At 45.2% G+C, this 25385-nt stretch carries 24 protein-coding genes and 1 riboswitch; of the genes, 4 read left to right on the top strand and 20 right to left on the bottom strand.

All coding sequences use genetic code 11. The features are described from left to right. Positions 1 to 282: 282 nt before the first annotated feature. From ACEN86_RS10175 to ACEN86_RS10155, 5 genes are all read right to left on the bottom strand, one after another. Positions 283 to 1374 (bottom strand): DUF3900 domain-containing protein, encoded by a 1092-nt coding sequence (locus ACEN86_RS10175; RefSeq protein ID WP_495634155.1) that lies wholly within the window; start codon positions 1372 to 1374, stop codon positions 283 to 285. 65 nt (positions 1375 to 1439) lie between these two features. Further along, positions 1440 to 2360, bottom strand: a complete 921-nt coding sequence (locus tag ACEN86_RS10170) for a tyrosine-type recombinase/integrase (RefSeq protein WP_495634154.1) — start codon at positions 2358 to 2360, stop codon at positions 1440 to 1442. Positions 2361 to 2686: 326 nt separating this feature from the next. After that, positions 2687 to 3679 (bottom strand): aldo/keto reductase, encoded by a 993-nt coding sequence (locus ACEN86_RS10165; RefSeq protein ID WP_495634153.1) that lies wholly within the window; start codon positions 3677 to 3679, stop codon positions 2687 to 2689. 337 nt (positions 3680 to 4016) lie between these two features. After that, positions 4017 to 5489, bottom strand: a complete 1473-nt coding sequence (locus ACEN86_RS10160; RefSeq protein WP_495634152.1) for an alpha/beta hydrolase family protein — start codon at positions 5487 to 5489, stop codon at positions 4017 to 4019. Between the two features lie 239 nt (positions 5490 to 5728). Beyond that, positions 5729 to 6223, bottom strand: a complete 495-nt coding sequence (locus ACEN86_RS10155; RefSeq protein WP_495634151.1) for a GNAT family N-acetyltransferase — start codon at positions 6221 to 6223, stop codon at positions 5729 to 5731. A 113-nt stretch (positions 6224 to 6336) separates the two neighbouring features. Between ACEN86_RS10155 and xerS the strand changes: the two genes are divergently transcribed. Beyond that, positions 6337 to 7419 (top strand): tyrosine recombinase XerS, encoded by a 1083-nt coding sequence (xerS, locus tag ACEN86_RS10150; RefSeq protein ID WP_495634150.1) that lies wholly within the window; start codon positions 6337 to 6339, stop codon positions 7417 to 7419. Between the two features lie 35 nt (positions 7420 to 7454). Here xerS and mobB read toward each other — a convergent pair whose 3' ends face one another. The 8 genes from mobB to ACEN86_RS10110 form a co-directional block, all read right to left on the bottom strand. Beyond that, on the bottom strand, positions 7455 to 7985 hold the full coding sequence (gene mobB, locus ACEN86_RS10145) for a molybdopterin-guanine dinucleotide biosynthesis protein B (protein WP_495634149.1): 531 nt from the start codon (positions 7983 to 7985) through the stop codon (positions 7455 to 7457). After that, positions 7982 to 9253 (bottom strand): molybdopterin molybdotransferase MoeA, encoded by a 1272-nt coding sequence (locus tag ACEN86_RS10140; protein ID WP_495634148.1) that lies wholly within the window; start codon positions 9251 to 9253, stop codon positions 7982 to 7984. The genes mobB and ACEN86_RS10140 overlap by 4 nt, the downstream gene beginning before the upstream one ends. Positions 9254 to 9395: 142 nt before the next feature. After that, complete coding sequence (locus ACEN86_RS10135; RefSeq protein ID WP_495634147.1) at positions 9396 to 10130, bottom strand: DUF4247 domain-containing protein; 735 nt, start codon at positions 10128 to 10130, stop codon at positions 9396 to 9398. 11 nt (positions 10131 to 10141) lie between these two features. Continuing rightward, the gene (locus ACEN86_RS10130) at positions 10142 to 10648 is read right to left on the bottom strand and encodes a DUF4178 domain-containing protein (RefSeq protein WP_495634146.1); all 507 of its coding nucleotides are present in this window, start codon (positions 10646 to 10648) and stop codon (positions 10142 to 10144) included. Positions 10649 to 10757: 109 nt separating this feature from the next. Continuing rightward, positions 10758 to 11423: a PspA/IM30 family protein gene (locus tag ACEN86_RS10125; RefSeq protein WP_495634145.1), complete on the bottom strand. Its 666-nt coding sequence runs from the start codon at positions 11421 to 11423 to the stop codon at positions 10758 to 10760. 103 nt (positions 11424 to 11526) lie between these two features. After that, a complete protein-coding gene (lpdD, locus tag ACEN86_RS10120; RefSeq protein ID WP_495634144.1) occupies positions 11527 to 11877 on the bottom strand; it encodes a prenylated flavin chaperone LpdD in 351 nt (116 codons plus the stop codon). Next, complete coding sequence (locus ACEN86_RS10115; protein ID WP_495634143.1) at positions 11877 to 12809, bottom strand: dihydroorotate dehydrogenase; 933 nt, start codon at positions 12807 to 12809, stop codon at positions 11877 to 11879. The genes lpdD and ACEN86_RS10115 overlap by 1 nt, the downstream gene beginning before the upstream one ends. Continuing rightward, the gene (locus tag ACEN86_RS10110) at positions 12802 to 13497 is read right to left on the bottom strand and encodes a dihydroorotate dehydrogenase electron transfer subunit (protein ID WP_495634142.1); all 696 of its coding nucleotides are present in this window, start codon (positions 13495 to 13497) and stop codon (positions 12802 to 12804) included. Before ACEN86_RS10110 ends, ACEN86_RS10115 begins: the two co-directional genes overlap by 8 nt. A gap of 146 nt (positions 13498 to 13643) precedes the next feature. On the opposite strand from ACEN86_RS10110, the gene ACEN86_RS10105 reads away from it, so the two are divergent. Further along, positions 13644 to 14438, top strand: coding sequence for a polysaccharide deacetylase family protein (locus ACEN86_RS10105; protein ID WP_495634141.1), 795 nt, complete (start codon positions 13644 to 13646; stop codon positions 14436 to 14438). A gap of 57 nt (positions 14439 to 14495) precedes the next feature. Here ACEN86_RS10105 and ACEN86_RS10100 read toward each other — a convergent pair whose 3' ends face one another. Continuing rightward, positions 14496 to 15191 carry a 3D domain-containing protein gene (locus tag ACEN86_RS10100; RefSeq protein ID WP_495634140.1) on the bottom strand — a complete coding sequence of 232 codons (696 nt, stop codon included), beginning with the start codon at positions 15189 to 15191 and terminating at the stop codon, positions 14496 to 14498. A 7-nt stretch (positions 15192 to 15198) separates the two neighbouring features. After that, positions 15199 to 15374, bottom strand: a riboswitch (cyclic di-AMP (ydaO/yuaA leader). 169 nt (positions 15375 to 15543) lie between these two features. Between ACEN86_RS10100 and ACEN86_RS10095 the strand changes: the two genes are divergently transcribed. Further along, the gene (locus tag ACEN86_RS10095; RefSeq protein WP_495634139.1) at positions 15544 to 16197 is read left to right on the top strand and encodes a glycosyltransferase; all 654 of its coding nucleotides are present in this window, start codon (positions 15544 to 15546) and stop codon (positions 16195 to 16197) included. A 116-nt stretch (positions 16198 to 16313) separates the two neighbouring features. On the opposite strand, the gene ACEN86_RS10090 is transcribed toward ACEN86_RS10095, so the two are convergent. From ACEN86_RS10090 to glgB, 5 genes are all read right to left on the bottom strand, one after another. Next, positions 16314 to 16760: an OsmC family protein gene (locus tag ACEN86_RS10090; RefSeq protein ID WP_495634138.1), complete on the bottom strand. Its 447-nt coding sequence runs from the start codon at positions 16758 to 16760 to the stop codon at positions 16314 to 16316. Between the two features lie 212 nt (positions 16761 to 16972). Further along, positions 16973 to 17695: an amino acid ABC transporter ATP-binding protein gene (locus ACEN86_RS10085; protein ID WP_495634137.1), complete on the bottom strand. Its 723-nt coding sequence runs from the start codon at positions 17693 to 17695 to the stop codon at positions 16973 to 16975. Further along, positions 17682 to 19124: an ABC transporter substrate-binding protein/permease gene (locus ACEN86_RS10080; RefSeq protein WP_495634269.1), complete on the bottom strand. Its 1443-nt coding sequence runs from the start codon at positions 19122 to 19124 to the stop codon at positions 17682 to 17684. The genes ACEN86_RS10085 and ACEN86_RS10080 overlap by 14 nt, the downstream gene beginning before the upstream one ends. A 207-nt stretch (positions 19125 to 19331) precedes the next feature. After that, positions 19332 to 20762, bottom strand: a complete 1431-nt coding sequence (glgA, locus tag ACEN86_RS10075) for a glycogen synthase GlgA (protein WP_495634136.1) — start codon at positions 20760 to 20762, stop codon at positions 19332 to 19334. Beyond that, complete coding sequence (glgB, locus tag ACEN86_RS10070) at positions 20759 to 22756, bottom strand: 1,4-alpha-glucan branching protein GlgB (protein ID WP_495634135.1); 1998 nt, start codon at positions 22754 to 22756, stop codon at positions 20759 to 20761. The genes glgA and glgB overlap by 4 nt, the downstream gene beginning before the upstream one ends. A gap of 188 nt (positions 22757 to 22944) precedes the next feature. Here glgB and ACEN86_RS10065 point away from each other — a divergent pair, with 188 nt between their 5' ends. Continuing rightward, entirely contained in the window at positions 22945 to 24165 is a 1221-nt protein-coding gene (locus ACEN86_RS10065) for a glucose-1-phosphate adenylyltransferase (RefSeq protein ID WP_495634134.1), read from the top strand. A 121-nt stretch (positions 24166 to 24286) separates the two neighbouring features. On the opposite strand, the gene ACEN86_RS10060 is transcribed toward ACEN86_RS10065, so the two are convergent. Beyond that, positions 24287 to 25381 (bottom strand): GNAT family N-acetyltransferase, encoded by a 1095-nt coding sequence (locus tag ACEN86_RS10060; RefSeq protein ID WP_495634133.1) that lies wholly within the window; start codon positions 25379 to 25381, stop codon positions 24287 to 24289. Positions 25382 to 25385: the final 4 nt, after the last annotated feature.

Genomic DNA, 25385 nt, shown 5'->3' with positions numbered 1-25385 from the left:
AGCTCCAAGGCGAGTCGGATTCGGAATTATGGTGGAGATCTCAGCATGCTCTCCACTCTCTGCAGCATAATTATTCGAGTCCTGCTCCTTTTCAATGCCGATGATTTGAAAGGTTGAAGTTATTATATGCAGGCTGGAAGTTATTAGTCAACTTTTTCAGGGAAAATTTTTCTTGAGAACATTCAAATCCTTGATATATAAGGGTTTAAGACAATTAGTTAATAAGATTAACAATATTACTTAATGTTGTTAATTACCCGATTTGAGTCGTAATATTTACCATTAAAATGGGTATTCTTCGGTACTCTCATCCTTCTTCTGCAGGATTCGCTCAGCTACCACTTCAAAGGATTCAGGCTGCAGCAGCTCGACAGGAGAGAACCCCTTATCGAACACAAAAGAGTCTCCTTCTAAGATCACGGCATATCTGCCATTCACTTTTGCAATGTGTATTTTGTCACCGAAATCAGCAAGACGTCCACGCACCATGGTATCTCCGATACGGAATTTGAGTTCGATTTCGGGTTTAATTTCAATAATTCTCTCTGCTGCCTCGACCACGGCTTCCGGTTCCCATTTCTCCTGAATATCTCGCTTCTCGCTAGCTGCCCAAAATTCCAGTTCTCTCTCTACATGCTGACGTTCCTCATGCGTCTCATCCGGCCACTTGGTTTCCACGTAGTCTTGAACAAAATTCATCACGTGATCATTCACGATCTCGGGAATGGACTGCTCGTAGGTCACAAATTTCAAGAAATCTTCAAAGTAACGAGCGTGCGAGGATTGATGAATCTTAAGCTCCCATTCCTCGAACATCCCCTCCTCGGGCATATAGGGATATTGAATCGATTTCATGTTGCGGGCGCTTATGGCCATTTCTACCTGGTTAACAAGGCTTTTCTCATCTGAGATCCGGGCGATCTTCTGCTCGAAATCACACTTGAGCAGAAAGATAATGGGTGTATCCGAGTGGGTAGCCAGCTCAGCCTGTACAATGATCATTGCTCCCCCTCTGACTGCACTGGTATCCAGGTAACTGCGCATTAGGTCATCACAGGCATTCTTGAAATCCTCTTTCTCATCAGCAGCTCTCAGGCGAGTGAACAAATTGAAATTAGGGTTGCTATCGAGCTCATGCCCTGGCTCAACGATAAAAGTTCCGATCTTTGTGGGTGCCTGCTCGGCAGACGGATTCTTCTCAACTTTACGTTTGGCAATGCGGGTGAACTCACCGTCCAGGAATTTCTTGATTTCACTATCAATATATTCATATCCATCCAAGGTCTGATAATGCTTATATGACCGGGTGCCCTGTGATTCACTCCCTTCCACTTGAATAACGAAGAAGGACAAAAATTGAATAGAGAATTGCATGAATAGACCCCTTTGCATGTATATAGTAGTAGATAAAATAATAAGTTTACATAACAAATATTATGTTAATTAAACTTTGGAATTTGTATCTCTAGCCTTCCCACGGCCTCCTCTTTCTCACGACTGGTGATATGAGTATATATGGTCGTGGTCTGGATTGAGGAATGTCCTAGCAGTTCCTGTACCGTTCTTAGATCTGCGCCTTTACGCAGCAGCATTGTGGCGAATGAATGCCTTAGCTTATGGCTTGAATACGCGGCCCTGCGATCTGGAGGTACTTCTTGCTGAAATCTCTCGAAAGTATCGGCTGCAATTTGCTGTATACAGCGAATGGACAGCCTTCTTCCTTTCTGAGATATGAACATCGCTGTTTCTTTTGACCTCCAGGGTTTTAGCCGCTCCTCAATCGCTTGCTGAAGCATTTCATTAACCGCCTCGGGAACTGGTATGGACCGCCACTTGCGCCCCTTACCATATACACTAAGCAGCTTTCGTTCCGGATTAAAATCAGCCAGATTCAGCGCGTGCACCTCTCCTACCCGAAGTCCCATATAGGACATTAGCAGGAATACGGCCATATTGCGCAGTCGATGCTTGCCATCTACAGATTGCAGGAACCGGCTCAGATCAACCTCATCCAAAAAAACAGGCGCGCGGTTCTTGTCCATCTTAGATTTCTTTATTCCGGCTGCCGGGTTGTCATTATACAGCTCTAGCTCAATCAAAGCTTTGAAAAAACAATTGACCGAAGCATGCTTGCGGTTCCGGGTTGAGTCACTAACACCTCTCTCACGTACTGCAGATAAAAATGAGACCACATGAAATTTTTTGACCGTACCCAAAGGTTTGCCCTTTAAAGTGCCAAGGAATTCATGCACATCACTAAGATAAGATTTCTGCGTGTAGCTGGTGTAGCCTGCGTCTTTCATCCAAATATGAAAAGCTTCAAGCTCTTCACTATATAATTCCTCACTAGAGTCGTGCAAGAAGATTCGCTCCTTCCATACCGGTATTTCATTTTAACATAGCGGACTGCGTACCGCCTTAGAATTATGGACTAAGTATGATTGAAGATTGACATCATAGATAGCATTAATCCCCGTTAGCATTTACTATAATTCATTCTAAGCGAAATAGCGTATAACATATATTATACGCTGTTTTTGATAGAAAGCTATTCATTTAGGATAGTTAGGGTCCAAGAAGGCTTATCCAGCACCCACATGGGCAGAATTTCAGCCATTCCAGTTGAACGAAAAATAGGCTCCGTAATTTATACGGAACCTCTGATCAATATTGAACCATCTTCTGCTTATGAACTCGATATCAAAGCGCCGACGACGGGATGTGGCACATAAGGCTCTTCAAGCAACGCGATTTCTTCTGCTGTCAGTTTGATGGACAGTGCCGGCACCGCTTCTTCGAGTTGGGTCATACTGGTCACACCTAGGATCGGTGAGGTTATGACCTCCTTTTGTAACATCCAGGCCAAGGCAATTTGAACCCGGGGAACACCGTGCTGCGCCGCAATCGCCGCAACCCTATCGGCAATCGGTCGGTCGGCCGTCATCATCGCGTCATATTTCGATTTCTGTGCCTGATCAGTTTCAGACCTTGGTGTCGTATCCCCGAAATCACGCAGCAGTCTTCCGGATGCCAATGGGCTGTACGGAATTACACCGATCTTCTCTTCTTTACAGAGCGGGAGCATCTCCCGTTCCTCTTCACGGTACTGAAGGTTGTAATGATTCTGCATGGACACGAACCGGGTCCAACCATGATGATCCGCAACATGGAGCGCTTTGAGGAACTGCCAGGCGAACATAGCAGAAGCGCCTATGTATCTTGCTTTCCCAGCCTTAACCACATCATGCAATGCTTCCATGGTTTCTTCGATCGGCGTGTTATAATCCCAGCGATGTATCTGGTACAGATCAACATAATCGGTCCCAAGGCGTTTAAGACTATTGTCGATTTCACTCAAGATGGCCTTGCGTGAAAGGCCGGCGCCATTGGGTCCTTCCTTCATGCGAAAATACACCTTTGTTGCGATGACGACCTCATCCCGGTTCGCGTAATCTTTCAGAGCCCTGCCTACGATTTCCTCGCTAGCCCCCGTCGAATACACATTAGCCGTATCGAAAAAATTAATACCAAGATCAAGAGCTCTTTTGATAATTGGGCGACTGCGTTCCTCGTCGAGAATCCAGGGATGCGTCCATTTGCTCACATCGCCGAAGCTCATGCAGCCTAGACAAAGCCTGGATACGTCCAAGCCAGTATTACCCAGTTTCACGTATTCCATATCCTTCAATCCTCTCTCATTTGGATGCACATATCTACAGTCTTATTATCCCATATTGAGTTACCATCAAGTCAAGCGGAGGTACCAACACTCAACTAGTTTACATAATTTTTATTATGAAACAAATGTCGATTCAAATTAAATGCTTGTGAGACTATTGGTTGATTAGTTTACATAATATTTAATATGTTAATAAGATTCCTTTTGTCATTAAGTTGTTTATTTAGGTACGTGGTATGGATGATAACGTAAGGTATGAACTCTAGACATTTTGTGAATTACTATTATGAATTTTTCATATGATGAATTTGGAATTACAAACAAACGGTTCTACTCATTAATTAACTTGATACCTATTCCAAAACTTCACCTCGGGGTATGATTTGTTAGGGCTGCTCACTAGATCTCCACCCTCTCCCTTTAGCTGCTGGTTCATAAAATCCAACACATACTCATTAATGATCTTTGCACTTCTACTGCCTTCAATATTACCTGTCATTCCGGTTAGCTTGATAAGCTTCGAATATAGCTGAAAATCCGTAAAGTTATAGTGGGCTGTTCCTTCGATATACATTACATGTCCCCCGCTGCGAAGGACTCTTTTCATGACCTGCAGTTCGGATGAGATCATTTGTTTCAGATTGGTATCTGTAATGGAACCCTCTCTATAACGTGTTGTCCATGTGTTAAAATCTTCAGCTCGCAGGAACATGAAGGGTTTTATCTTGTCTTTTGGCAGACTGAGATCATAGAGTGTCCCGTCCATATTAACTCCGGCTTTAATTTTTGGATTGAACTGAACGGCATGGAAAGCCGTTGCCCCGCCGAAGGAATGTCCGATTAGTCCAATATGATCCATATCCAGCATTCCTTTAAATTCGGCATTCTCCTTACCCGAATTCAGCTGCTCCAACTTATGGATTACATAATTAATATCCTCATACCACACTTTGCCCACTCTTTTGCCGCTAGAATAAATATCTTTCTCAATCGCCATTGCTTCTGGTGCTATCCCGGTTACTTTCCCATCTGGAAAAGCCGTAGCTATTGTACTGTAGGTATGATCGATTGCTGCAACAAGATATCCGTGACTTGCAAGGTATTCAGCTTGGGAGGTATGAAGTATTCGCCCAGTTCCCTCCCCATGCGAAATAATGATTATGGGATATGCCTTCTTCGCAGGCAGAATAGTTAAGTTCTCATAGGAATTGCTCTTATAAAACTTCCAATAGTCCAAAAACATACTGGGAATTCGCAGTTGCGAAGCGTAGGCCTGAATATATTGATCGAAAGCACTCTTCTCCTTAGGGAACACCGAACCTGTTTTACCCCCGGTTTGATGAGCAGCTGGATACCAAATCTGTACCATAAGCTCTCTTTTATCCGAAGGATTTACGGTGAACTCCTCATTTCTATCCCGGTCAATCCAATGAAAAGTCCGCGTGCCGACTGAATAATCCCCATCCGGCTTAGGTAGTTGGACTACCGGTAAATACACGGATAACAAACCTGAGATCGTAATGCCTATAAGAGAAATGAAGTATAGGATATAGGCAAGCAGCTTTCGCGCCCTCGATCTATAATTATGATTTGTGTTTTGCAGCAAGCTGGTCACAATGAACATACAAGCTGTTAAATACATCAGCAGCATCTGCCAGCGGTAGCCTTCCATGCTGAGCTGCAGGATCACAGCCGCAAGGGCTATAAATGACAATAGAATGCCCGCTTTCTTAGACTTCTTCTTGAAAAAGACTAGATATTGCAGTTGTGCCAAACAGCTAATTAGCAGAATGAATTCGAATAATCTCATCGTTTCCTCCGTATCTGTCATTTTCTAGTGTGAATTTTTCATATGATGTAAATATCATCAATTGTATCTACTAAGCGTCTTTCCTCCTTTCCTTATGCAAGAATTTTAATCTTTTATACTTAAATTGAGCATACCTCCTTGTTTAAAAATTACTTAAATTCAAACTAAAAAACCCACTCTGTCTTGAACAGGTGGGTGTCTACATTTTGCTTTTGAATCTTAAAAATTCGCGTTGCTAGCTAGAAAAGTGAACTAAAGCGCTGAGAAATCTGACGATGATTCAAGCTGCTCTCTTCCTCGTAGTTCCCTTGGGTGTATTGTCCGATCGTTTTGCGCCAGAACAATTGTGCTGGAAGATTGGAGCTAATCTGTGAGACCAGCCATCTTCCTCTGTATTTATGAAATAGCTGACTCGCTGACTCTTTTCCAATCCCCTGCTTTCGATACTTCTTCATTATGAAGAACTCTGTCATGTAGTAATCTGCATTCCTGCGCCCGCTAAGCACTTGAACCATGGCGAAGCCGGCGATATTTCTGCCGCTCTTAATGAAATACGGAATATGCTCTCCATCCTGGTTCCAGTATTTATCGTATTCCGGGTATTGAGCGAATAACCCTGTGTTCTCATCCACATCAAATTCAAGATAACTGCTAAATTCATAGATATAGAACTGCATCAGATTTGCAAAAATCTCTTTGGTATGCTGACCCGCTTCTTCTACAATAATGCTCATCCCTCTTGCCTCCATGTGAATAATTGAAACCACGCTTTCTCTCACCGAACTGGAGTATGTTACAATAATAATGATTGATCGCCGGTACTACTTGGAGAAAGGGGCTTATTGATATGAACATTCAGAAGATTTCCGACCGTAAAAAGCTTGATGAGCGAGTAATACATATGCCGTGGTTCGTACAGCAGTTCATTGACTATAAGCTGCCGGATCTATCTCCTTCAACACTGCTGGAATATATCCGGGATTATGAGCAGTTCTTCGGCTGGCTTCGAGGTGAAGGTTTGTCCGCCGCTGAGAATAATGCAGCAGTAACGCTTCATGAACTTGAAGTGCTCAGGATGGACAACATTGTGGGCTATCGACTGCATTTAACAACCCGACTGGAAGGCAATAACTCTAAAGTTACCGTATCCCGCAAAATGTCATCGCTGCGCTCTCTCTTTCATTATTTGAGCCAAATTGCTGAAGACGAAGATTTCTACCCTCTATTGAAACGCAATATCATGGCCAAAGTCGAGATCAAGCGGATCCACAAGCCCAAAGATACAGCAGCCAAGCTTAAAGGGAAAATTCTCGAAGAAGATGAACTGCTGGAGTTCATCGGTTATATACTCGAAGGCTACGGCACAGACATTGAGAATAACAAACAAGCTTTGTATAACTATGGTCTAAATAAAGAAAGAGATGCCTGTATTGCAAGTCTAATTCTGAATTCTGGACTTCGTGTATCCGAGGTTGTTAACCTTAACATTGATGATATTGATCCGGCGAACAAGTTGCTTTATGTATACCGCAAAGGTAACAATGATGAGACTTTTAAGACTCCCGTTTATTTCCGGGAACAAAGCAAAGACGAGCTGAACGATTATCTAGCTATTCGAAGTACTCGTTACCGGACACCAAAGCGTGAGAAAGCTTTGTTCGTTGCCCTGCCAAACGGTCACCAGGAAGGCAAAAGAATGACCAAACGAGCTATACAGGCGATGATTATTAAGTACGCCAGCCGTTTTGGTAAGCCTTATTTAACGGTGCACAAGCTTCGCCACTCCTTTGCTACCGATTATTATCTACAGAATGATATCTACAAAACCAAGGAGCAGCTTGGACATGCCTCAACGGAAACCACGGAAGTCTATACCCATCTCACCGACAAAACCATGTCCGATGCGATTGAAAGACGCTCAGAAGTGTAAGGCGATAGAGCCAAGCACTCCTGGGTTTTCTTTTTTTACAAGGAGAGTTCTATAGAAATAGCTGATGCGATTCGGGAAGTATCGTTAATATCGAAGCTTTGTAAGTTGCCCGGCAGGCTTACATCAGGCTGAGACTCCTCCAATATTTTGACTAAATCAGGCCAAATTACTACTCCCTTCAGGTTCGTAAGCTCTTGAAGAAGAGCCAAGTCTTCTCGCTCACGCAAAATAACCAGTTTGGGATATTTCTCGTATTTGAACCCTTCGACCAGAACGAGATCATACTCAGCAAGACGAACAATAAGATCTGACAATAAGGTTCCCTTTTCCTCCAAAATTGCTGTGCGATCAGGTGAGGTAATGGCTACCGCCGCTGCCCCTGCTGCACGATGCTGGTAAGTGTCAGTCCCTTCCTTATCCATCTCAAATCCATGAAGATCATGCTTAATTACAGCTACACGCATACCTTCGGCTGCAAAATAGGCAACCAATCTCGATACCAAATGCGTCTTCCCCGTATTCTTATATCCTGCGATCTGGTATACCGGGCTAGAGATTGAACTCATAACTGGCTTCCCGGAAGTCTTAATGCCTTCACCTTGTCCCCTGCTTTAAGCACCCCGGAGGAAGGTGGTATTACAATAAGACAATCACTGTCCTTAATCGTTATCATCACATTGGATTCATCGAGACTTGCGGGTGTGGCTACAAGCTGAGCGTCTTCTATCCTTAGACTTCCACGGACAAAACGCGTAAAATTGTTGATTTTTTCATAGGATCTCCCCAGAACAGCAGTTAACTCAGTAAGATAAGGCTGGCTGCTGCCCTGCATATAGCCGAGCGCCGGTCTGACGAATAACTCAAAGCCTACAAAGCAGGCTCCTGGGTTCCCTGAAAGTGCAAATAGAAGCTTTCCTTCCTTCACTGCAGCCGTCGTAACACTACCCGGTCGCATAGTTACCTTATTGAACAGCATCGTAACTTCATCGCCGCGCACCAAATCTGCCATGATATCAAAATCCCCTACAGACACTCCACCAGTAGTCACCACGATATCATAATACTGGAACGCCTCTTCTACTCGCTGCTTGGCGATTTGAAGATCATCTTGAATCGCATCAAGTATGATAGGCTCTCCTCCTGCATCCTTAACTTGGCTAGCCAGCATGTAGGTATTACTATTGCGTATCTTGCCGTCCTGAATGGCTTCCTCTACCCCAAGCAGCTCGGAACCCGTTGAGAAAATCGCAACCGTTGGCCGCTTGTAGACACTAACCTGATGAACCCCGAAGGTAGCAAGGACGGAAATCTCACCTGTTGATAAGAGGGTTCCTTGCTCAAGAATCAAATCCCCTTCTTGGAGTTCCAGTCCCACTGGGGTCACATTCTTGCCCGCCTCAATTTCCCGTTTAATCTGAATTGTCGTTCTGCCTTGATTAACAAGTGTCTCTGTCATTTCGAACATGATTACAGCGTCAGCTTCATCCGGAACCTTGGCCCCTGTCATAATCCTTGAGACCGTACCAGGTACAAGGGCTACCGAGGGTAGCGATCCTGCAGGAATCTCGTCCACGACCTCCAGCCATACCGGATTCTCTGATGAACTACCGGCCGTATCCTTGCTTATAATTGCATATCCATCCATTCCTGAGCGGCGAAAATGCGGATAGGGATGTGGTGCCCTAATATCTTCAGCTAGGTAGCGACCCTTGGCCTCGGCCAAATCAATATGCTCACACGCTCCACGATGTACATGGGACTGAATAATCGCCTGTGCTTCATGAACCTGAATAGCATTCCTGTGCTGCTTGTATGATGAATTGGATTGCTCCATATGTGAACCCTCCTAGGCTACGATTCTTAATATGTATATATGTTATCGCTGATTCAAGACTATTTGCAAATTATATTAACATAAAAAGCATGCAGCTATGTGCATGCTCCCATGTATACTTGTGTTAAATTACTACTCTCCGTTATCTCCGTCTCCTAGTAATGCCTCCAGAACCGGAGCGGGTCTTGGGCTTCGTAATCGACTTCTTCGGTGATGAATAGGAACCTGAATCCGAGCTTCCCCCATCCCTATTCCGCGTGATGCTGCCCTTGCTAGAACCAGAACTACTGTCTCCGCTGTAGCTTCCACTGCTTGATCCTGAACCTCCGCGTCTGGTAATAGAACCTTTCTTCTCCACAGTCAGTGGCGGTGCGGCCTTCTTGTCATCCTTCGTAGGAGCATGATAGTCCTGCCTAGGCTTATAAGTATCCTTGCTTGAGTATCCCCGGTAGGAGCCATGTCCACCAAAAGAATCGAATAAACTTCCAATTAGCGAAGCCGCAAGGTAGCCTTGAAGGAAGCTTGAATCATAGTTGCTTCGAACATATTCTTCGGAATCCACTTCAATCAGGGTGTCTTCGGGCTTATTTGGATCCTTCTGGAGATGATAATATTCCTTATCATACACCAGGAACATATGATCCTCATTATCCGGCGACTTCTGATCAGGCTTATGTTCAGCAATTAGATCAGCTGCTACCTCAGGAACTTTCTCTCCGGCTGCCCTATACACATACGAGGTTGAGTTCCCACTTCGATTCACCGATTCTAGCGGGTAATTCTCCTTTACATTAGGTGAACCGCAGCCTGCTAATAACGAGACAAGCAAGCTGAGAATCAGAGCTAACTTAACATATAAAGAAGACCCTTTCTTCACAAATATCACTCCTAAGAGGCACGGATGACTTTTACATCACCGGAGATCGTCTTATCTCCTTCATAAAGCATGAATCTTCCATCCTGCCATTCGATCCTTAACAGGCGATAATCATCAGACTGGAATTGCCATACATGCTGTTCTCCGCCTTGGCGAAAAGGAGTTTTGCCCTTAATGATTACGTTACCGGCATATTCTTCCTCAAGATGGTAGGATCTATCATCCAAATCAATAGTTGTTGGCACTTCATTAGGATTATCGAGACGCCCGTCTATCATATCGTATAAAGCATACTGCAAAATTTCACGTTCTTCAATGTGTAAATAACGAATGTCGTTCCCATCCCGCAATGATAACATCGCAGCATTTCTTCCAAAGTTACGAACACTTCCCACGACCTCGTAGGTGACTAGAGATACCTCGCAAATATCTCCAGGATTAAGATCCAGCATACTCTTCTCACGAGCAGGCGGTTCGGGCTTGGCAAATAATCTGCCAATTCTCTTCATTACATTCATGACATCTGGCTCCTTCTGATTCATGTGCAGTTACCCAAATCTTGCTATTCATAAGCAAAGGAGAAACAATTAATTGTCTCTCCTTCCCTTACATGCATATCGCAGATTATTATTTCTCGTACTGCTTGAGCAGGGCCGCCAGCTCATCTTCTACCGCTTTATCCTTATTAAGTTCTGCGAACTCTTCGTCAAGGGATTTACCTTTGCTGCTTATCTCGTTGCTTGCTTCAGCCTGGGCTTCCATTTGGAGCATCTTCTCTTCCATACGCTTCAAACCGGCTGATGCAGTATCCGAGTTAAGTCCAGACAATGATTTGTTAATTTCGTTCTGAGCCTTGGCTGCGTTATAACGAGCTACCAGGGTCTCGCGCTTATTCTTCATCTCTGTGAGCTGCTTGCGCATTTGTTCCAGCTTGTCACGAAGATTGTCTGCTGCCGCTTTGTTGCTGTCATAGCTGGTCTTGTACTCAGCAAGCTTTACTTCAGCAGCCTTCTTCTCCTCAAGTGCACGGCGGGCAAGGTCAACGTTCTGCGCTTGCGCAGCCGCGTGAGCCTGCTCATTACGTTTTGCAGCCAGTGCTTCCTGCTCTTCATAGAGCTGCTTGAATTTCTTCTCGATTGCGATTTGGGCCGCAACGGACTTCTCGGCATCTTCAAGATCTTCCTGCATATCACGAATGTATTGATCAGTCAGCTTGATTGGATCTTCGGCTTTATCGATAAGAGAGTTAATGTTAGACATCGTTAGATCACGCAATCTTTTGAAAATAGACATGGTTAATTTCCTCCCAGGAATAAATATGTTTTATGATATGAATTACGCAGGTTGGTGGCAGAACGTTTCAATTTTCTTGAAATTTTCTTGCCAGCCATCCCAATTATTGTATCCTGTTCATATCATACCTTGGAGGAGCCTCCATTTGCAAAAAATTTGTGAACGCCTTTTCTGCAAGCTGACACACGTGTTCAATCTGCTCTGAATACAAATTGTCATAGTGGATACCCATCACTACCGTTACTGTCCGGCTCAGCCGCTTACATGCCCGAAGAGCAAAGTCTTCGCTAAGCAAATACTCCTTATGACCGGGAACCGACGAAGTACGAACCTCTACCGAAGATTCCGGGGAAGCATAGGCGGTTGATACAGCACCTATATGTGCATCTCCCCCAGTGATAATTAATAGGATGTCGGGTCCTATTTCACGGTATTCCAGACGTACATCATTCATTAAATGATGCCCCTGATTTCTTCCAACGTCTGAATGCCTTCTTTTTGCATAAAGTCTGTAATGCCGCTGAGTAGTTCTTCTCCTGCATGTATATTAACGAAGTTATAAGTTCCGACCTGTACCAGAGAGGCACCTGCCATAATAAACTCAATGACGTCCATGGCGCTTGTTATTCCGCCAACTCCAATAACCGGTATATTGATCCTTCTGGCAACCTGGTGCACCATTCTTAAGGCAATCGGCTTCACAGCTGGGCCTGAGAGTCCGGCATATAAATTGTTAAATACGCTTTTGCGCTTATATACGTCAATCTTCATGGCCGATAGGGTATTGATCAGCGTAACCCCGTCAGCGCCTTCCTCCTCGCACATCTCAGCCATCGATATCAAATCTTCCGCGTTAGGAGAGAGCTTAATGATTAATGGAAGGGAAGTGACGGCCCTGACTTCACGCACTACTTCCCGGGCTTTCTCGGTCTTAATCCCGTAGGCAATCCCGCCCTCTTTGACATTAGGACACGAGATGTTCAGCTCTATGATATCCACAGCTTTATGACCTTTGGCCTCCCGAAGACGTGCATCCTGATTGATGAGCAATGCCCCTTCAATGTATTCACCAATATGGTCTCCGCCCAGATTCACGATTCTCGCCAGATCCAGGCCTTCCCAGTAAACAGCTTCATGCTCGAGAAAATGCCGGATACCCGGATTCTCTAGGCCCACACTATTCAGCATGCCAGATGGGGTCTCGAAGACACGAAGTCCCTTATTTCCTAATTTGGGATTAAGCGTTAGCCCTTTCCCTGCGATCCCGCCCAGAATTGATATATCGTAATATGACGCATACTCTTTGCCGAATCCAAAGGTTCCGGATGCCATTACCAGCGGATTCTTGAAGTGAACACCGGCGATGCTTCCTGATAAATTAATCATGTAAGTCCACTTCCTTTGCTAGAAATACTGGACCTTCTACGCACGCTCTTCTTGTTCCTTCCGGTCCTTTGACGCTGCATACAAGACAAGCTCCGATCCCGCAGGCCATCTTGTTCTCTACGGATACATAGAGATTGCCGGTATAACCCTGATCGTCCTGCTGCTGCTTGGCCGCCTTCATCATGCCAGTAGGTCCGCACATAAAGACGTGATCATAAGCAGCAAAGTCAACATCATCCAGAATACTCCCCCCAACCCTAGTCCATACCCTGCTGCTGATTGAATTGAATTCCTGAACCAAATAGGCTTCTTCCCGGAAGCCCAGGTAAATATCTGCATCTCTCAATTGTCTTGCAGCATAATAAAGCGGTGCAATTCCTATCCCCCCCCCAACAAGCGCCGTTCTACCTTCTACCTCCGGGAATCCGTTCCCGAGCGGACCAACCAGATTTAGTGAGTCTCCCCGCTTCAACCCAGCGAATAAGTGAGTTCCCTCACCGACAACTTGATACAGGAATTCTATGTAATGCTCCTTGAGATCAAATATACTAAGTGGTCTAGAAAGTAAAGGATCCAGTCTCGAACCTCTAAGCATATAGAACTGTCCGATTCGGCCCTTATAGCTTCCTGCTATCTTCATACGATACACACCAGGTGAGACCTGGATATTAGACAAAATTTCAGCCATCGCTTACTCCCCCCTGAACATTACGATGCCTTTTTTCCCATACCGCCGCCGTGATATTACTCACATCGCAGGCGAACTCTGGATAAAACAGCCTCAGCAAGGAAATAACAACGAGTAATATGCCCTGTAAAAGGAGAGAGATCTTGATGCGTAACAAATATGCACTCGTATTTGTGCTGCTTGTCCTAATCATGCTGCCGATTACAAAGGCTGCTTTTGCAGGCAAGATAACTCAGTCCCCTGAGGAGCAGAGCTCCACAAGCAAAGCTGCATCAAGACATGAATCGTTAACGCTTGGCGAACTAAGGCGTAAATATGCCGAGACCTTTAAATTCCGGGGACCCAAGGTGAAGCAAATCGCACTTACTTTTGATGATGTTCCGGACCCACGGTTCACGCCGGAGGTGCTCGATATTCTTGCTAAATACCATGTCAAGGCCACTTTTTTCGTGGTGGGCCAGCGGGCTGAGAAGCATCCTGGGTTAGTTAAGCGTATCTACCGAGAGGGGCATCTGATCGGTAACCACTCTTATAACCATCCCCTATTCAAGAATCGGAACCTTGCTTATTTCAAAGACCAAATTCTTCGAACTGAGAATATTATTAATACTCTGACAGGCTTCCGTCCCAAATTCATACGCCCACCTTATGGAGAGATTAATGAGCAACAGCTCAGATGGGCGAAAAATAGCGGCTACAAGGTAATTAATTGGAATGTGGATTCAAAAGATTGGAAGGGTTTAAACCAGGCACAGGTTAGCCATAATATTTTGAGCGCTGCGGGTCCCGGATCTATTATTCTTCAGCATGCCGGGGGTGGAGTCGGTGCAAATCTCACGGGTACCATTAAAGCTCTGCCTGAAATCATTAGAACATTAAGAAACCGGGGGTACACCTTTGTAGATCTGAGCGAACTTCTACATATAAAAGGATCTAAATAAGCAAAAGAGGAAAGGCCCCTTTACGTAGGAGCCTTCCCTCTCACTGTTCAACGAAGATTATTTAATGACGTAAAGCTTAACGTTCTGGAATCCAAATGTGTTCACTTTGGCTTGACTGCCAGGGATGAAAATATCAATCCGCTTCCCTTTAATCGCACTGCCTTGATCTGTAGCTGTCGCGACAAAGGCCTTCTTAGGAAGACCGGCATGACTATGACCTGTCACCAGCACCTTGGTGCCCATTGGAATGACTTTCGGATCTACAGCTATTGTGCCCAGTGCAAGAGGCTTGCCGTAGTAATCGACCGGCCCCCATCCATTCTCGCTCGGATCAGATGAGTATGCTGTGGCGACAACACTAATGGTCTTCGAATAATTAAAAGATTTCCCCCAAGCTTCGACCACTTTGTTCGAAGTGAACACTTTCAGTGTGGCCAGCGGATCTGCTTTCTTCACGATCAGGCTACCTTTTACACTTGCAGCCTTCAGGCTGGTTGGCAGCTTAATCGTCAGGCCGGCATAGATATTGGCAGGACTGATCTTCGGATTCGCAGTCATGAGGTTTTGGATAGAGATGCCGTATTTCTTGGAAAGCGTGTAATACGTGTCTCCCTCTACTGCGGTATGTACGGAATCAGCATGGACGGGTGTCATGTGAAGGAAAGCGGCCATGCCAAGCACGGCTGTAATCGTTTTCGCGGCTAGTGACAGTTTGTGAGCTTTCTTGTTCGATGTTAAATTCTTAGATGACATACTATAATCCTCCTTTTAATCATGCCTGCGGAGTTAGCTGTCGGATTCGGATTGAGGATACAACCCGGCGCTGTCATAAATTCCTGCGCTTCACCCCAAGGAAGACCTACCCGCAATTCAGCAGATAGCTATCCATAAATCATCCCCCGCACTTCAAGTTGCAAGTTTCGGCAATTCGAATATATCACAATTTTGTAACCAATTAATCAAGCAATTGCTGGAAATCACTTTATGAAACATCCAAATCATTACAAGGTATATATAGATAGGTAACGTAGATCTGTATAATATCAGAAAATTTAGCCATAATAAGACAGCCTTTTGCAATATACGTACAGAGGAGCAGATCAATGTGAAAAACAAATGGTCACTGGTACTTCCGATAATCTTGGCACTCTTAATTAGCAGTTCACCTGCTATGGTATCAGCACAAGCTGAAACGGCTCAGGAGAAGAGTTCGGCCTGCCTAAGTCCAAATATGGTTAAATTGAAAACCGACTTGCAGAAAGTCTGGATCGACCACACGATATGGACAAGAAGCTATATTGTCAGCGCCATATCAAATCGACCTGATCAGCAAGATGTATTAAACCGGCTTTTACAAAACCAGCAGGATATTGGGGATTTGATCAAACCCTTCTACGGGGAAGCCGCCGGCAATAAGCTGGCTGATCTTCTTAGAGAACATATTCTTATCGCGGGTAAAATTGTAGCGGCAGCTAAGGCAGGTAATCAGTCCGATGTGAAGAAGCTTGAGGCGGAATGGCACCATAATGCTGATGATATCGCCAAATTTCTAAGCACAGCGAATCCGAACTGGCAGTTCAAAGAGCTGCAGGAAATGCTGTATACACACCTTCAGCTGATCACCGAGATCGTCCTCGACTGTCTCAAAGGAGATTGGAAAGCGGACATTGCTGCAACCGACAAAAATGAGATCCATATGATCCATTTAGCCGATATCCTGACCGAGGGTATTATCAAACAGTTCCCTGAAAAATTCTAAACGAGAATTTAAGCGGGGTTAACGAAAGTTTAGTGGGTTTACCACCGAAAAAGCTCTTCCATTTATGTAATGGAAGTGCTTTTCTATGCTTATGTTACTTACTTATGCATCTCATTTTAATTTTCTATAATGATACTTTCTAATTTCAAGTTGACCGGATTGGCAATCGTATCTCCAACAGGGCACTTGCTCTCTAGGAAATGAATGAATTCGTCAACCTTTTCCTTCGGTGAATCGGTCTTAATTCGGAATGTATACCGTATATCGGAGTAACCTGGACGTACATCGGATTTGTCGAAAAATCCATCGAGATCCAGTTCACCTTCAACCTCGACCCGAAAGTCATCGAGCTTCACACCAAATTTGGAAGCATATACTCTGGCAACGATCGATTGGCAAGCGCCTAGTGAGCCAAGAAGAGCTTCGACTGGATTCATACCCGTATCGGTACCTCCCAGGCTCTTAGGTTCATCAATAGTTAACTCGAAGTTTCTTGAAGTTACTTTAACTTGTACGCCGTCTTGTAAATGTGCAGCTGCTCTGAAGGTTTGAATATTAGCCATTAAAACACACTCCCTTAACGCTATAATATGTAGCTTTTTTTACGATAAAACCAATAATACCACTATGTATTATAAGTATTATAAAATATGCAGTTTATTACTGTCAACGATTTAATCCTCCGTTCAGTTGTTCATTTCCCCCTCAGCGTAAGGGTCGAAATACCAAATAGACTCTATCCACTTGGATAGAGTCTAGGTTTATGCAGTCCCGCTTACAATACTTTGCTCAAGAAATCTTGGGTACGCGGGTGGGTTGGGTTGCCCAGAACGATTTCTGGGGTTCCTTGTTCAATAATCTTGCCTTGGTCCATGAACAGAATCCGGTCACCGACTTCTCTGGCGAAGCCCATTTCGTGAGTAACAATGACCATGGTCATTCCCTTCTCAGCCAGCTTCTTCATTACATCCAGCACTTCACCAACCATCTCTGGATCCAGAGCCGATGTGGGTTCATCGAACAGCATGACATGCGGCTGCATAGCTAGCGCCCGTGCAATGGCAATCCGCTGTTTTTGTCCGCCTGACAACTGGGCTGGGAAAGCATCCTTTTTATCCTCAAGTCCCACGGTACGAAGCAGGTCAAGCGCAATCTCTTCTGCCTTAGTCCGGTCCAGCTTCTTCACCTGCATCGGTGCCAAAGTGATATTCTGGAGCACCGTCTTGTGGGGGAACAGATTAAACTGTTGAAATACCATACCCATTTTCTCGCGTGTAAGATTAATATTATGCTTCTTGTCTGTGACGAGTTCACCCTCAAAACGGATTTCACCAGCCGTAGGCTGTTCCAGCAGATTCAGGCAGCGCAGAAAGGTACTTTTACCCGATCCACTCGGCCCAATCACTACGACAACCTCACCTTTCTCGATTTCAGCGTCGATGCCTTTGAGAATTTCCAGTTTTCCGTATGATTTATGCAAATTTTTAATGGATATCACTTGTTCTCAGCTTCCTTTCCAGAACACCCAATAGTTTAGAAAGTCCAAAGGTCATGATGAAATAGATCACGGCCGCTACAAGGAGCGGATTGAGTCCCGCAAAAGAAATACCGCGAACCACCTGAGCCTGGAACATCAGATCAGCCACCCCAAGGAAAGAAACAATCGATGATTCTTTAATAATAGTAATAAATTCGTTACCAATCGCTGGCAATACACTCTTAACGGCTTGTGGCATAATAATATAACGGAAAGACTGACTGTTTGACATACCAAGCGATCTCGCAGCTTCCGATTGTCCTTTATCCACTCCTTGTATGCCGGCTCGAAACACTTCAGCTAGATAGGCTGAACTGTTGATCGATAAGGTAATGATCCCCGATTCAAGCGCTGTGAAGTTAATATGAAATGTCAACGCAAGCCCGTAGTGTATTATGAAGAGCTGAACAAGCATCGGCGTGCCGCGCAGCACTTCAATGTAAGCTACACCGATCCAGCGAAGAATCGCGATCCGGTTCATACGCAGCAGACTGATGAATAGTCCGATAATGAATCCGAAAATGACTCCAAGTACAGACAGCAGAAGTGTATATTTGATCCCCGCAATGTAGTAATCTTTGTACTTAAGGAAGAACGAGAATGTGTCCTGCGACTTCTGCTGGCCATTCACCAGGCTGCTGGCCTCATCAACGAACTGCTGAACCTTACCATCTTTAATTAAATGGTCAAGGGTATTATTAATACTATTTAACAGCTCAGGGTTACCTTTCTTGACCCCAATGGCATAACCGTAATCCTCTACTTGCGGAACTGCGGACGTAATTGCGAAATCTTCCGTAAGATTAGCCTGGGCTACGGGTCCCTCAATGATAGCGGCATCCACACGATTGGTCTGGAGCTGCATAAGGATATCGGAAATTTTATCAAGTGAAGTTAATTGTGCCCCTTCAATCTTCTGGCCAATCTCCTCTTGAAGAGAAGACTTCTGAACTCCGATCTTGGCGCCTTTTAATGTATCCATCGTGTTGTATTTATCTTTATCTGCTTTACGGACCATAATGGCCTGATTGGCACGGTAATACACATTCGAGAAGTCGATACTTTTCTTACGTTCCGGTGTAGGATTCATTCCCGAGATCAGGAAGTCTACCCGTCCGCTGGTCAGAGCTGGCAGCAAGCTGTCAAAGCTCATATCTTCTATCTTCAGTTCTGCACCCATATCCGCAGCAATCTGCTTGGCAATTTGAATATCAAAACCAATTATTTGATCCTTACCGTCTATTACTTTATGAAACTCGTAAGGAGGAAAATCAGCACTTGTTCCCAGCACGATCGTCTTCTTCGCTGAATTTGTGCTGTCCTCTGCATAAGCCAACCCATTTATCCCCGAGTAAGTCATGACGAAGCACAGCAGGACTATGATCAGCATCTGTATTTTTCTCAATTTTGTTATCGCTCCTTGCTTCTAATTTGGATTTATTGTATTAGGACTGAGTCATTATAAAACATCATGTATTATTATGCAATAAGAAAGGTCCGAACCAACGTCAGGAAAAAAACCCCAGTAAGCAAATCAGACGACATTCATTAGAATGCCGTCTGTTCATCTTCATTATTCTATACAATTTATACATTTCTAATTAAGTACACTCTGATAAATCTCCAAATACCTCTCCGCAGACACGTTCCAGCTGTAATCCCCGGCAAAAGCATTGCGTACAATCTTCTTCCACTGATCAGGTTGATGATACATATGAACAGCCCGCCGAAGAGTATACAGCATGTCATGAGCATTGTAATGGTTGAAGGAGAAGCCGTTCCCCTCTCCGGTAAATTCATTAAAGGATTGAACCGTGTCATTAAGTCCTCCGGTCTCTCTTACTACCGGAATACTTCCGTAGCGTAGAGCCAGCAGCTGACTGATCCCGCAGGGTTCAAATTTGGAAGGCATCAGGAAGATGTCACTTCCCGCATAAATTCGCCGCGATAATCCATCATTGAATTTAATTTGGGCGGACAGCTTGCTGGGGTGACGATTCGCCGCCTCCTTGAACCACTGCTCATATTCATACTCCCCGGTTCCCAGAACCACCACTTGGATATTGTCGAAATACAAAAGCTCATCCAGAACTCTTCTGACTAGTTCCAGTCCTTTGGAGTCCACAAGCCGGGTAACCATGGAGATAAGAGGAATCTTGGGATCTACAGGTAGACCCAGTTCTTGCTGAAGGAATGGCTTGTTCTCGCGCTTCTTGTTAAGACTGGTTCTGTATTTAGCAGGGATCTCGGTATCCGTTGCCGGGTTATACAGCTTGGTATCAATTCCGTTGACAATACCGGATAGCTTCCCTCCAAGCGATCTGAGCAGACCGTCAAGACCATAACCATAATACTCGGTCTTAATCTCTTCCGCATAGGTCGGACTTACCGTGGTCACATGGTCTGCATAGACCAGTCCTGCTTTGAGGTAGTTGACATTTCCGTAATATTCCAGACCATCCGGCGTAAAATAGTCATTCGGGAGGTCAAGGAGATCGGGCATAACTTCGTAAGGGAATATGCCTTGATAGAGCAAGTTATGTACCGTAAATACGGTTCTTACGGACTGATAGAAAGGATTGTGTAAATAATGATGCCTCAGTAATACCGGAATGAGTGCGGCATGCCAATCATGACAGTGGATCACATCTGGCTGGAAGTCGATGTATGGCAAAATTTCAAGTACGGCCCGGTTGAAAAAGGCAAAGCGCTCCCCATCATCACCGTAGCCATAGATTCCATCCCGTCCGTAATAAAATTCGTTGTCTATGAAATAGACGGGGATTCCTTCAAAGGTTAGCTCTTCGATGCCGCAATACTGCGACCTCCAGGCTAAGGGAACCTGGATAATATCCACCGGTTCAAGCTGACTCCGAAATTGATCCGGAACCGCTTTGTACTTCGGCAGCACAATTCGAACATCATGACCTGCTTTGAGAAGAGCTTTGGGCAAAGCTCCAATCACATCAGCCAGTCCACCGGTTTTTACGAAGGGTATGGCTTCTGCAGCCGCAAATAAAATTTTCATGTCGACTTCCTCCTCTTTGTAGTCTTACGCTGCTTTGGAGCCTCTTGCGCCGTACTGCTGCTTAGCGGCTCGCTCTGTTCCCTCTTGGCTGATCTACCGGATTTCTTCCAGATCGAAATGCTCAGCGGAGGAACGGATATTTCAATACTGTATGGCTGATTATGCCAAGATATCTTCTCCGATTTGATGGACGATGGGCTCAGTCCTGAGCCGCCGAACTCCTTGGCGTCACTCGTGAAGACCAGTTCATAATTCCCAGGCTTGGCAACTCCAAGCCGGTACTGATCCCTGTTCACAGGCTGGAAGTTGATGACAACTAGCAGGCTGTCGCCAGGTCTTTTACCTTTACGGAAAAAGGATATGACACTTTGTGAAGCATCATGCGGGGATACCCATTCGTACCCTTCCATTCCATGGTCCAGCTCCCAAAGCGCCTTTTCCTGAAGGTAAAAGTGGTTAAGGGCCGCCGTGTACTTCAGCATTTGCCGATGAGCGTCATAATCCAGCAGGAACCAATCCAGCTCACCCTGGTCTCTCCATTCGATGAACTGTCCGAACTCTCCTCCCATGAAGAGAAGCTTCTTGCCCGGACTTGTCAATTGGTACCCGAGCAGCACGCGAAGACCTGCAAATTTCTCCTCATAGTTCCCTGGCATTTTGTCCAGTAATGACTTCTTGCCATGTACCACTTCATCATGCGAGAGCGGCAGCGTGAAATTCTCGGAATAGGCATACACGATAGGAAAAGTAAGCAGGTTGTGATGGTGCGGTCTATTGTAAAAGTCCGTCTCTACATAATCCAGCGTATCATTCATCCAGCCCATATTCCATTTATAGTTGAACCCGAGTCCACCTTCATGAACCGGTGACGTAACTAGCGGCCAGGCACTGGATTCTTCAGCCATCATCAGTGTGTGCGGATGCGCCTGAAATACAGCTTCGTTCAGCTGGCGGAGGAAGGCGGTTGCTTCCAGGTTCTCGTAACCCCCGAACTCGTTCGACACATACTGGCCTTCACTTTTCTCGAAATCAAGCCTCACCATACTAGTTACCGCATCTACACGCAGACCATCGAAATGGTACATGTCCAGCCAGTAAAGGGCATTGGAGATGAGGAACGAGCGAACCTCAGGCTTGCCAAAGTCGAAGCTCAGCGTTCCCCAACCGGGCTTATCCGCCTTACGGGGATCCTCGTACTCGAACTGAGGTGTACCGTCAAACAGCCGCAGTCCATGGGCGTCACGGGTAAAGTGCCCAGGCACCCAGTCCAGAATTACACCAATGTTCGCCTGATGGCAGCGATCTACAAAATACATGAGATCCTTTGGCGTTCCATAGCGGCTTGTAGGTGCGAAATAGCCCGTAATCTGGTACCCCCAGGATAAATCATAAGGATGTTCGGCCAGGGGCATAATTTCAATATGCGTATAGCCCATTTCTTGTATGTAAGGAATCAGCAAATCCGCCATTTCCCGGTAGGTATAAAATGACCCGTCCTCCTTCTGTTTCCAGGTCCCGAAATGAATTTCGTAGATATTCATCGGTTTCTGGTAAGGAGCCCTGTTCTTCCGGCGCCAGCTGCCGTCACCCCATTGGTAACCTTCCAGCGAACTTACTACAGATGCGGTAGCAGGTCTTACTTCAGCATGAAACGCGTACGGGTCGGCTTTGAGGAATGTCTGCCCATCCGGACCCGTAATTTCATACTTGTAAAAAGTACCTTCCGTGATCCCCGGGAAAAAGCGACTCCAAAGCCCTGAATCGGGCATCTTATATAAAGGATCGTGTTCTCCCTTCCACTGATTGAAGTCAGAAGCCAGACCCACATGCTGTGCATGAGGTGCCCAGACCGTGAACCGAACTCCGGAGATTCCTTCTTCTTCTGTAAGATGAGCCCCAAGAGAACGGTAACTGCGATATAAAGTTCCTTCATGGAATAGGTATACGTCCAGAGGCGAAATTGATTTTTTTTGTTTATACAGGTTCTCTGACAACTCTCCACCGCCTTTTTAAGCATAGTCCACTTAGTTTATTACCCCAATGATAAGGGAATGAATTAAGAATTTACAAAAAGAAAATAAAAATGTAATTTTTCATGGAATCCACAATAAAATAGTTTCAACTATGGGCTTTTTCGTTTATGTAAATACTACACTGACATAATCCTTGGGAGGGAAACGTAATGAACAAGAAAGAATGCATTGCCATGCTGCTAGCCGGAGGAGAAGGTCGCAGATTATCTCCACTTACGTCCAAGCAAGCAAAGCCGGCTGTGCCGTTTGGCGGTCGATACAGAATAATTGATTTTCCTCTCAGTAACTGCGTTAACTCAGGTATTGATACGATCGGAGTTCTTACCCAGTATGAGGCGGATTCACTTCACAGCCATATCGGTGATGGTGATGCCTGGGGTCTGACACAGACAGACAATGGAGGAATCGCACTTCTTCCTTCTTACAATACAGGTTCTGATGAATATTCTGGCACAGCAGATGCCATTTACCAAAATATGGAGTACATTGAATCTCAAAATCCGGAACATGTACTTATCTTATCAGGCGATCATATTTATCATATGAATTATCGTGAAATGCTTGATTTCCATATAGAATCCGGTGCCAGCGCTACTATCTCTGTAATGCCGGTACCTTGGAATGAAGCTCACCGTTTCGGTGTGATGACGACAGATGATCAATATCGGATCACTGAATTTGCAGAAAAACCAAAGGAACCGCAAAGCAATCTGGCTTCCATGGGGATCTACATTTTTAAATGGGACTATCTGAAACAGCATTTGTCCGAGGATGCCCTTAATCCGAATTCTTCCCATGACTTCGGTAAAGACGTTATACCCAACATGCTTGCCGGAAACACTCCCCTTTATGCTTATGAATTCAAAGGATACTGGAGAGACGTGGGTACAGTAGACAGCCTTTGGGAAGCTCATATGGACCTTCTCGATGAGTCGGCAGAATGGAAGCTGCACAACGAAGCTTGGCCAATGTACACGAATGAACAGCACACTAGAAAGTCTGGAGTCAAACATCGTGCGATTCAAGCCAATTCTTCCATGGTTCACGATAACTGCGGTCTTGAAGGTTATGCTGAGCGTTCCGTGCTGTTCGGTGGTACCGAAGTTGGCCGTTTTAGCAAAATCAAAGACAGTATTATCATGCCTCATGCCAAGATCGGACGCAATGTTGTGATTGAGCGTGCGATCATCGGTGAAGGCGCCGTGATCAAGGACGGCGCAATCATCAAAGGCAACGCCAATGAAGTTATGGTCATCGGTCCAGGTGAGACCGTTGTAGCGAAGCCGGCTGTTCGTCCTCAGCCTGCACGACTTCTTAAAGAGGTCTATGATAATGCGAGCCGCCTTCGGGCTGGCGGAATGTCATCTTAATTAGTATCAGAGCGGATCATTATGATCCGCTCTTTTTTGTATATCCATATACATGTAAGCTGGACCTTCTTCCTACCTGCACAAAAAAGAGCGGATATGTAGGTCCGCCCTCTCTTACTCGCTATCGTTCTTCACCATATAGCTCTTCCCACTCGCTGCGCAGCATGCTCATCTCTATCAAGCTCCAATATTCGTTACGATACAGTGTCTTCTCGCGCATAAGCCCTTCCTTCTTGAACCCGGTGGACAAGTACAGCTGGATTGCCGGTCTGTTGAAATCAAAGACACCCAGCGTTATCCGGTGCAAATTCAAAGACTGAAATCCAATCCTGAGCATCTCCATAATCATGGCTTTGCCTATACCGCGTCCTCGGTACTCGGGATTCCCCAGAATTACACGGCTTATGCGCGCTGAACGATTTTTACGGTCAATTTGGCTTAGGCTAATATGTCCTATAATCTCCTTGGAGAGCCGGTGAATCACCTTGAAGATTAAGCAATGGGATTTCCAAGGTAAGTTAGCATCCATAATATAAGCATTCAGGTCATCATCGGTAAGAGGATAGGACCATCTTCCGCCAGCCCACTGCAACTGGAATGCCTCGGAGGCCGACCAGCTTTGCAGAAGGTGGAAGTCCTTTTCATTGAAATAGACAAAATCTACCGGTTCGTCCTCTCCGTCAGTACCCGAAGCTTCCCACTGTTCATACAGGTTATATTCGCGCCCGTTCTTCAGCGCCGTCCCCATATAGCGGAAGCCAAGCTTCTGATAGAAGCTGTTCAGCTTAAGATTCTGCGCCAGACAGTCAAGACGAAGCCCCTTCCTTCCATTTGCCCGAGTCCGCTCAGCGGCCCAGTCAACGATATAGGAGCCTAACCCGGCACTGCTGAACTTTCTTCTTACGGTAAGGCGGTGTAGATAGTTATATCCCTTGCTGTTACGCATCCCCCAATAATCAGGGTCACTCTGCTGTAAAGTAAACATGGCTGCAGGTTCCGTCTGGGCGTAGATCATGTAGATTTCTCGATATTCAAAATACGACAAAATCTCTTCTCTTGTGAATTGTTCGGGATTCCATTGATAAATACCTTGCGAGATCATCCATTGTGCTGCTTCTATCAGCATTTGACATATCAGGTCAGTATCTTCTTGGTCCGCCAGATGAATTTCCAGCTGTTGGTCTGGCAGTGTCAGCATTCCTACAGGCTTGCTCATGACA

The organism is Paenibacillus sp. Paensp111 (assembly GCF_059492195.1).
The sequence above is the reverse complement of the archived record's forward strand: the minus strand, read 5'-3'. Positions and strand labels throughout refer to the sequence as shown.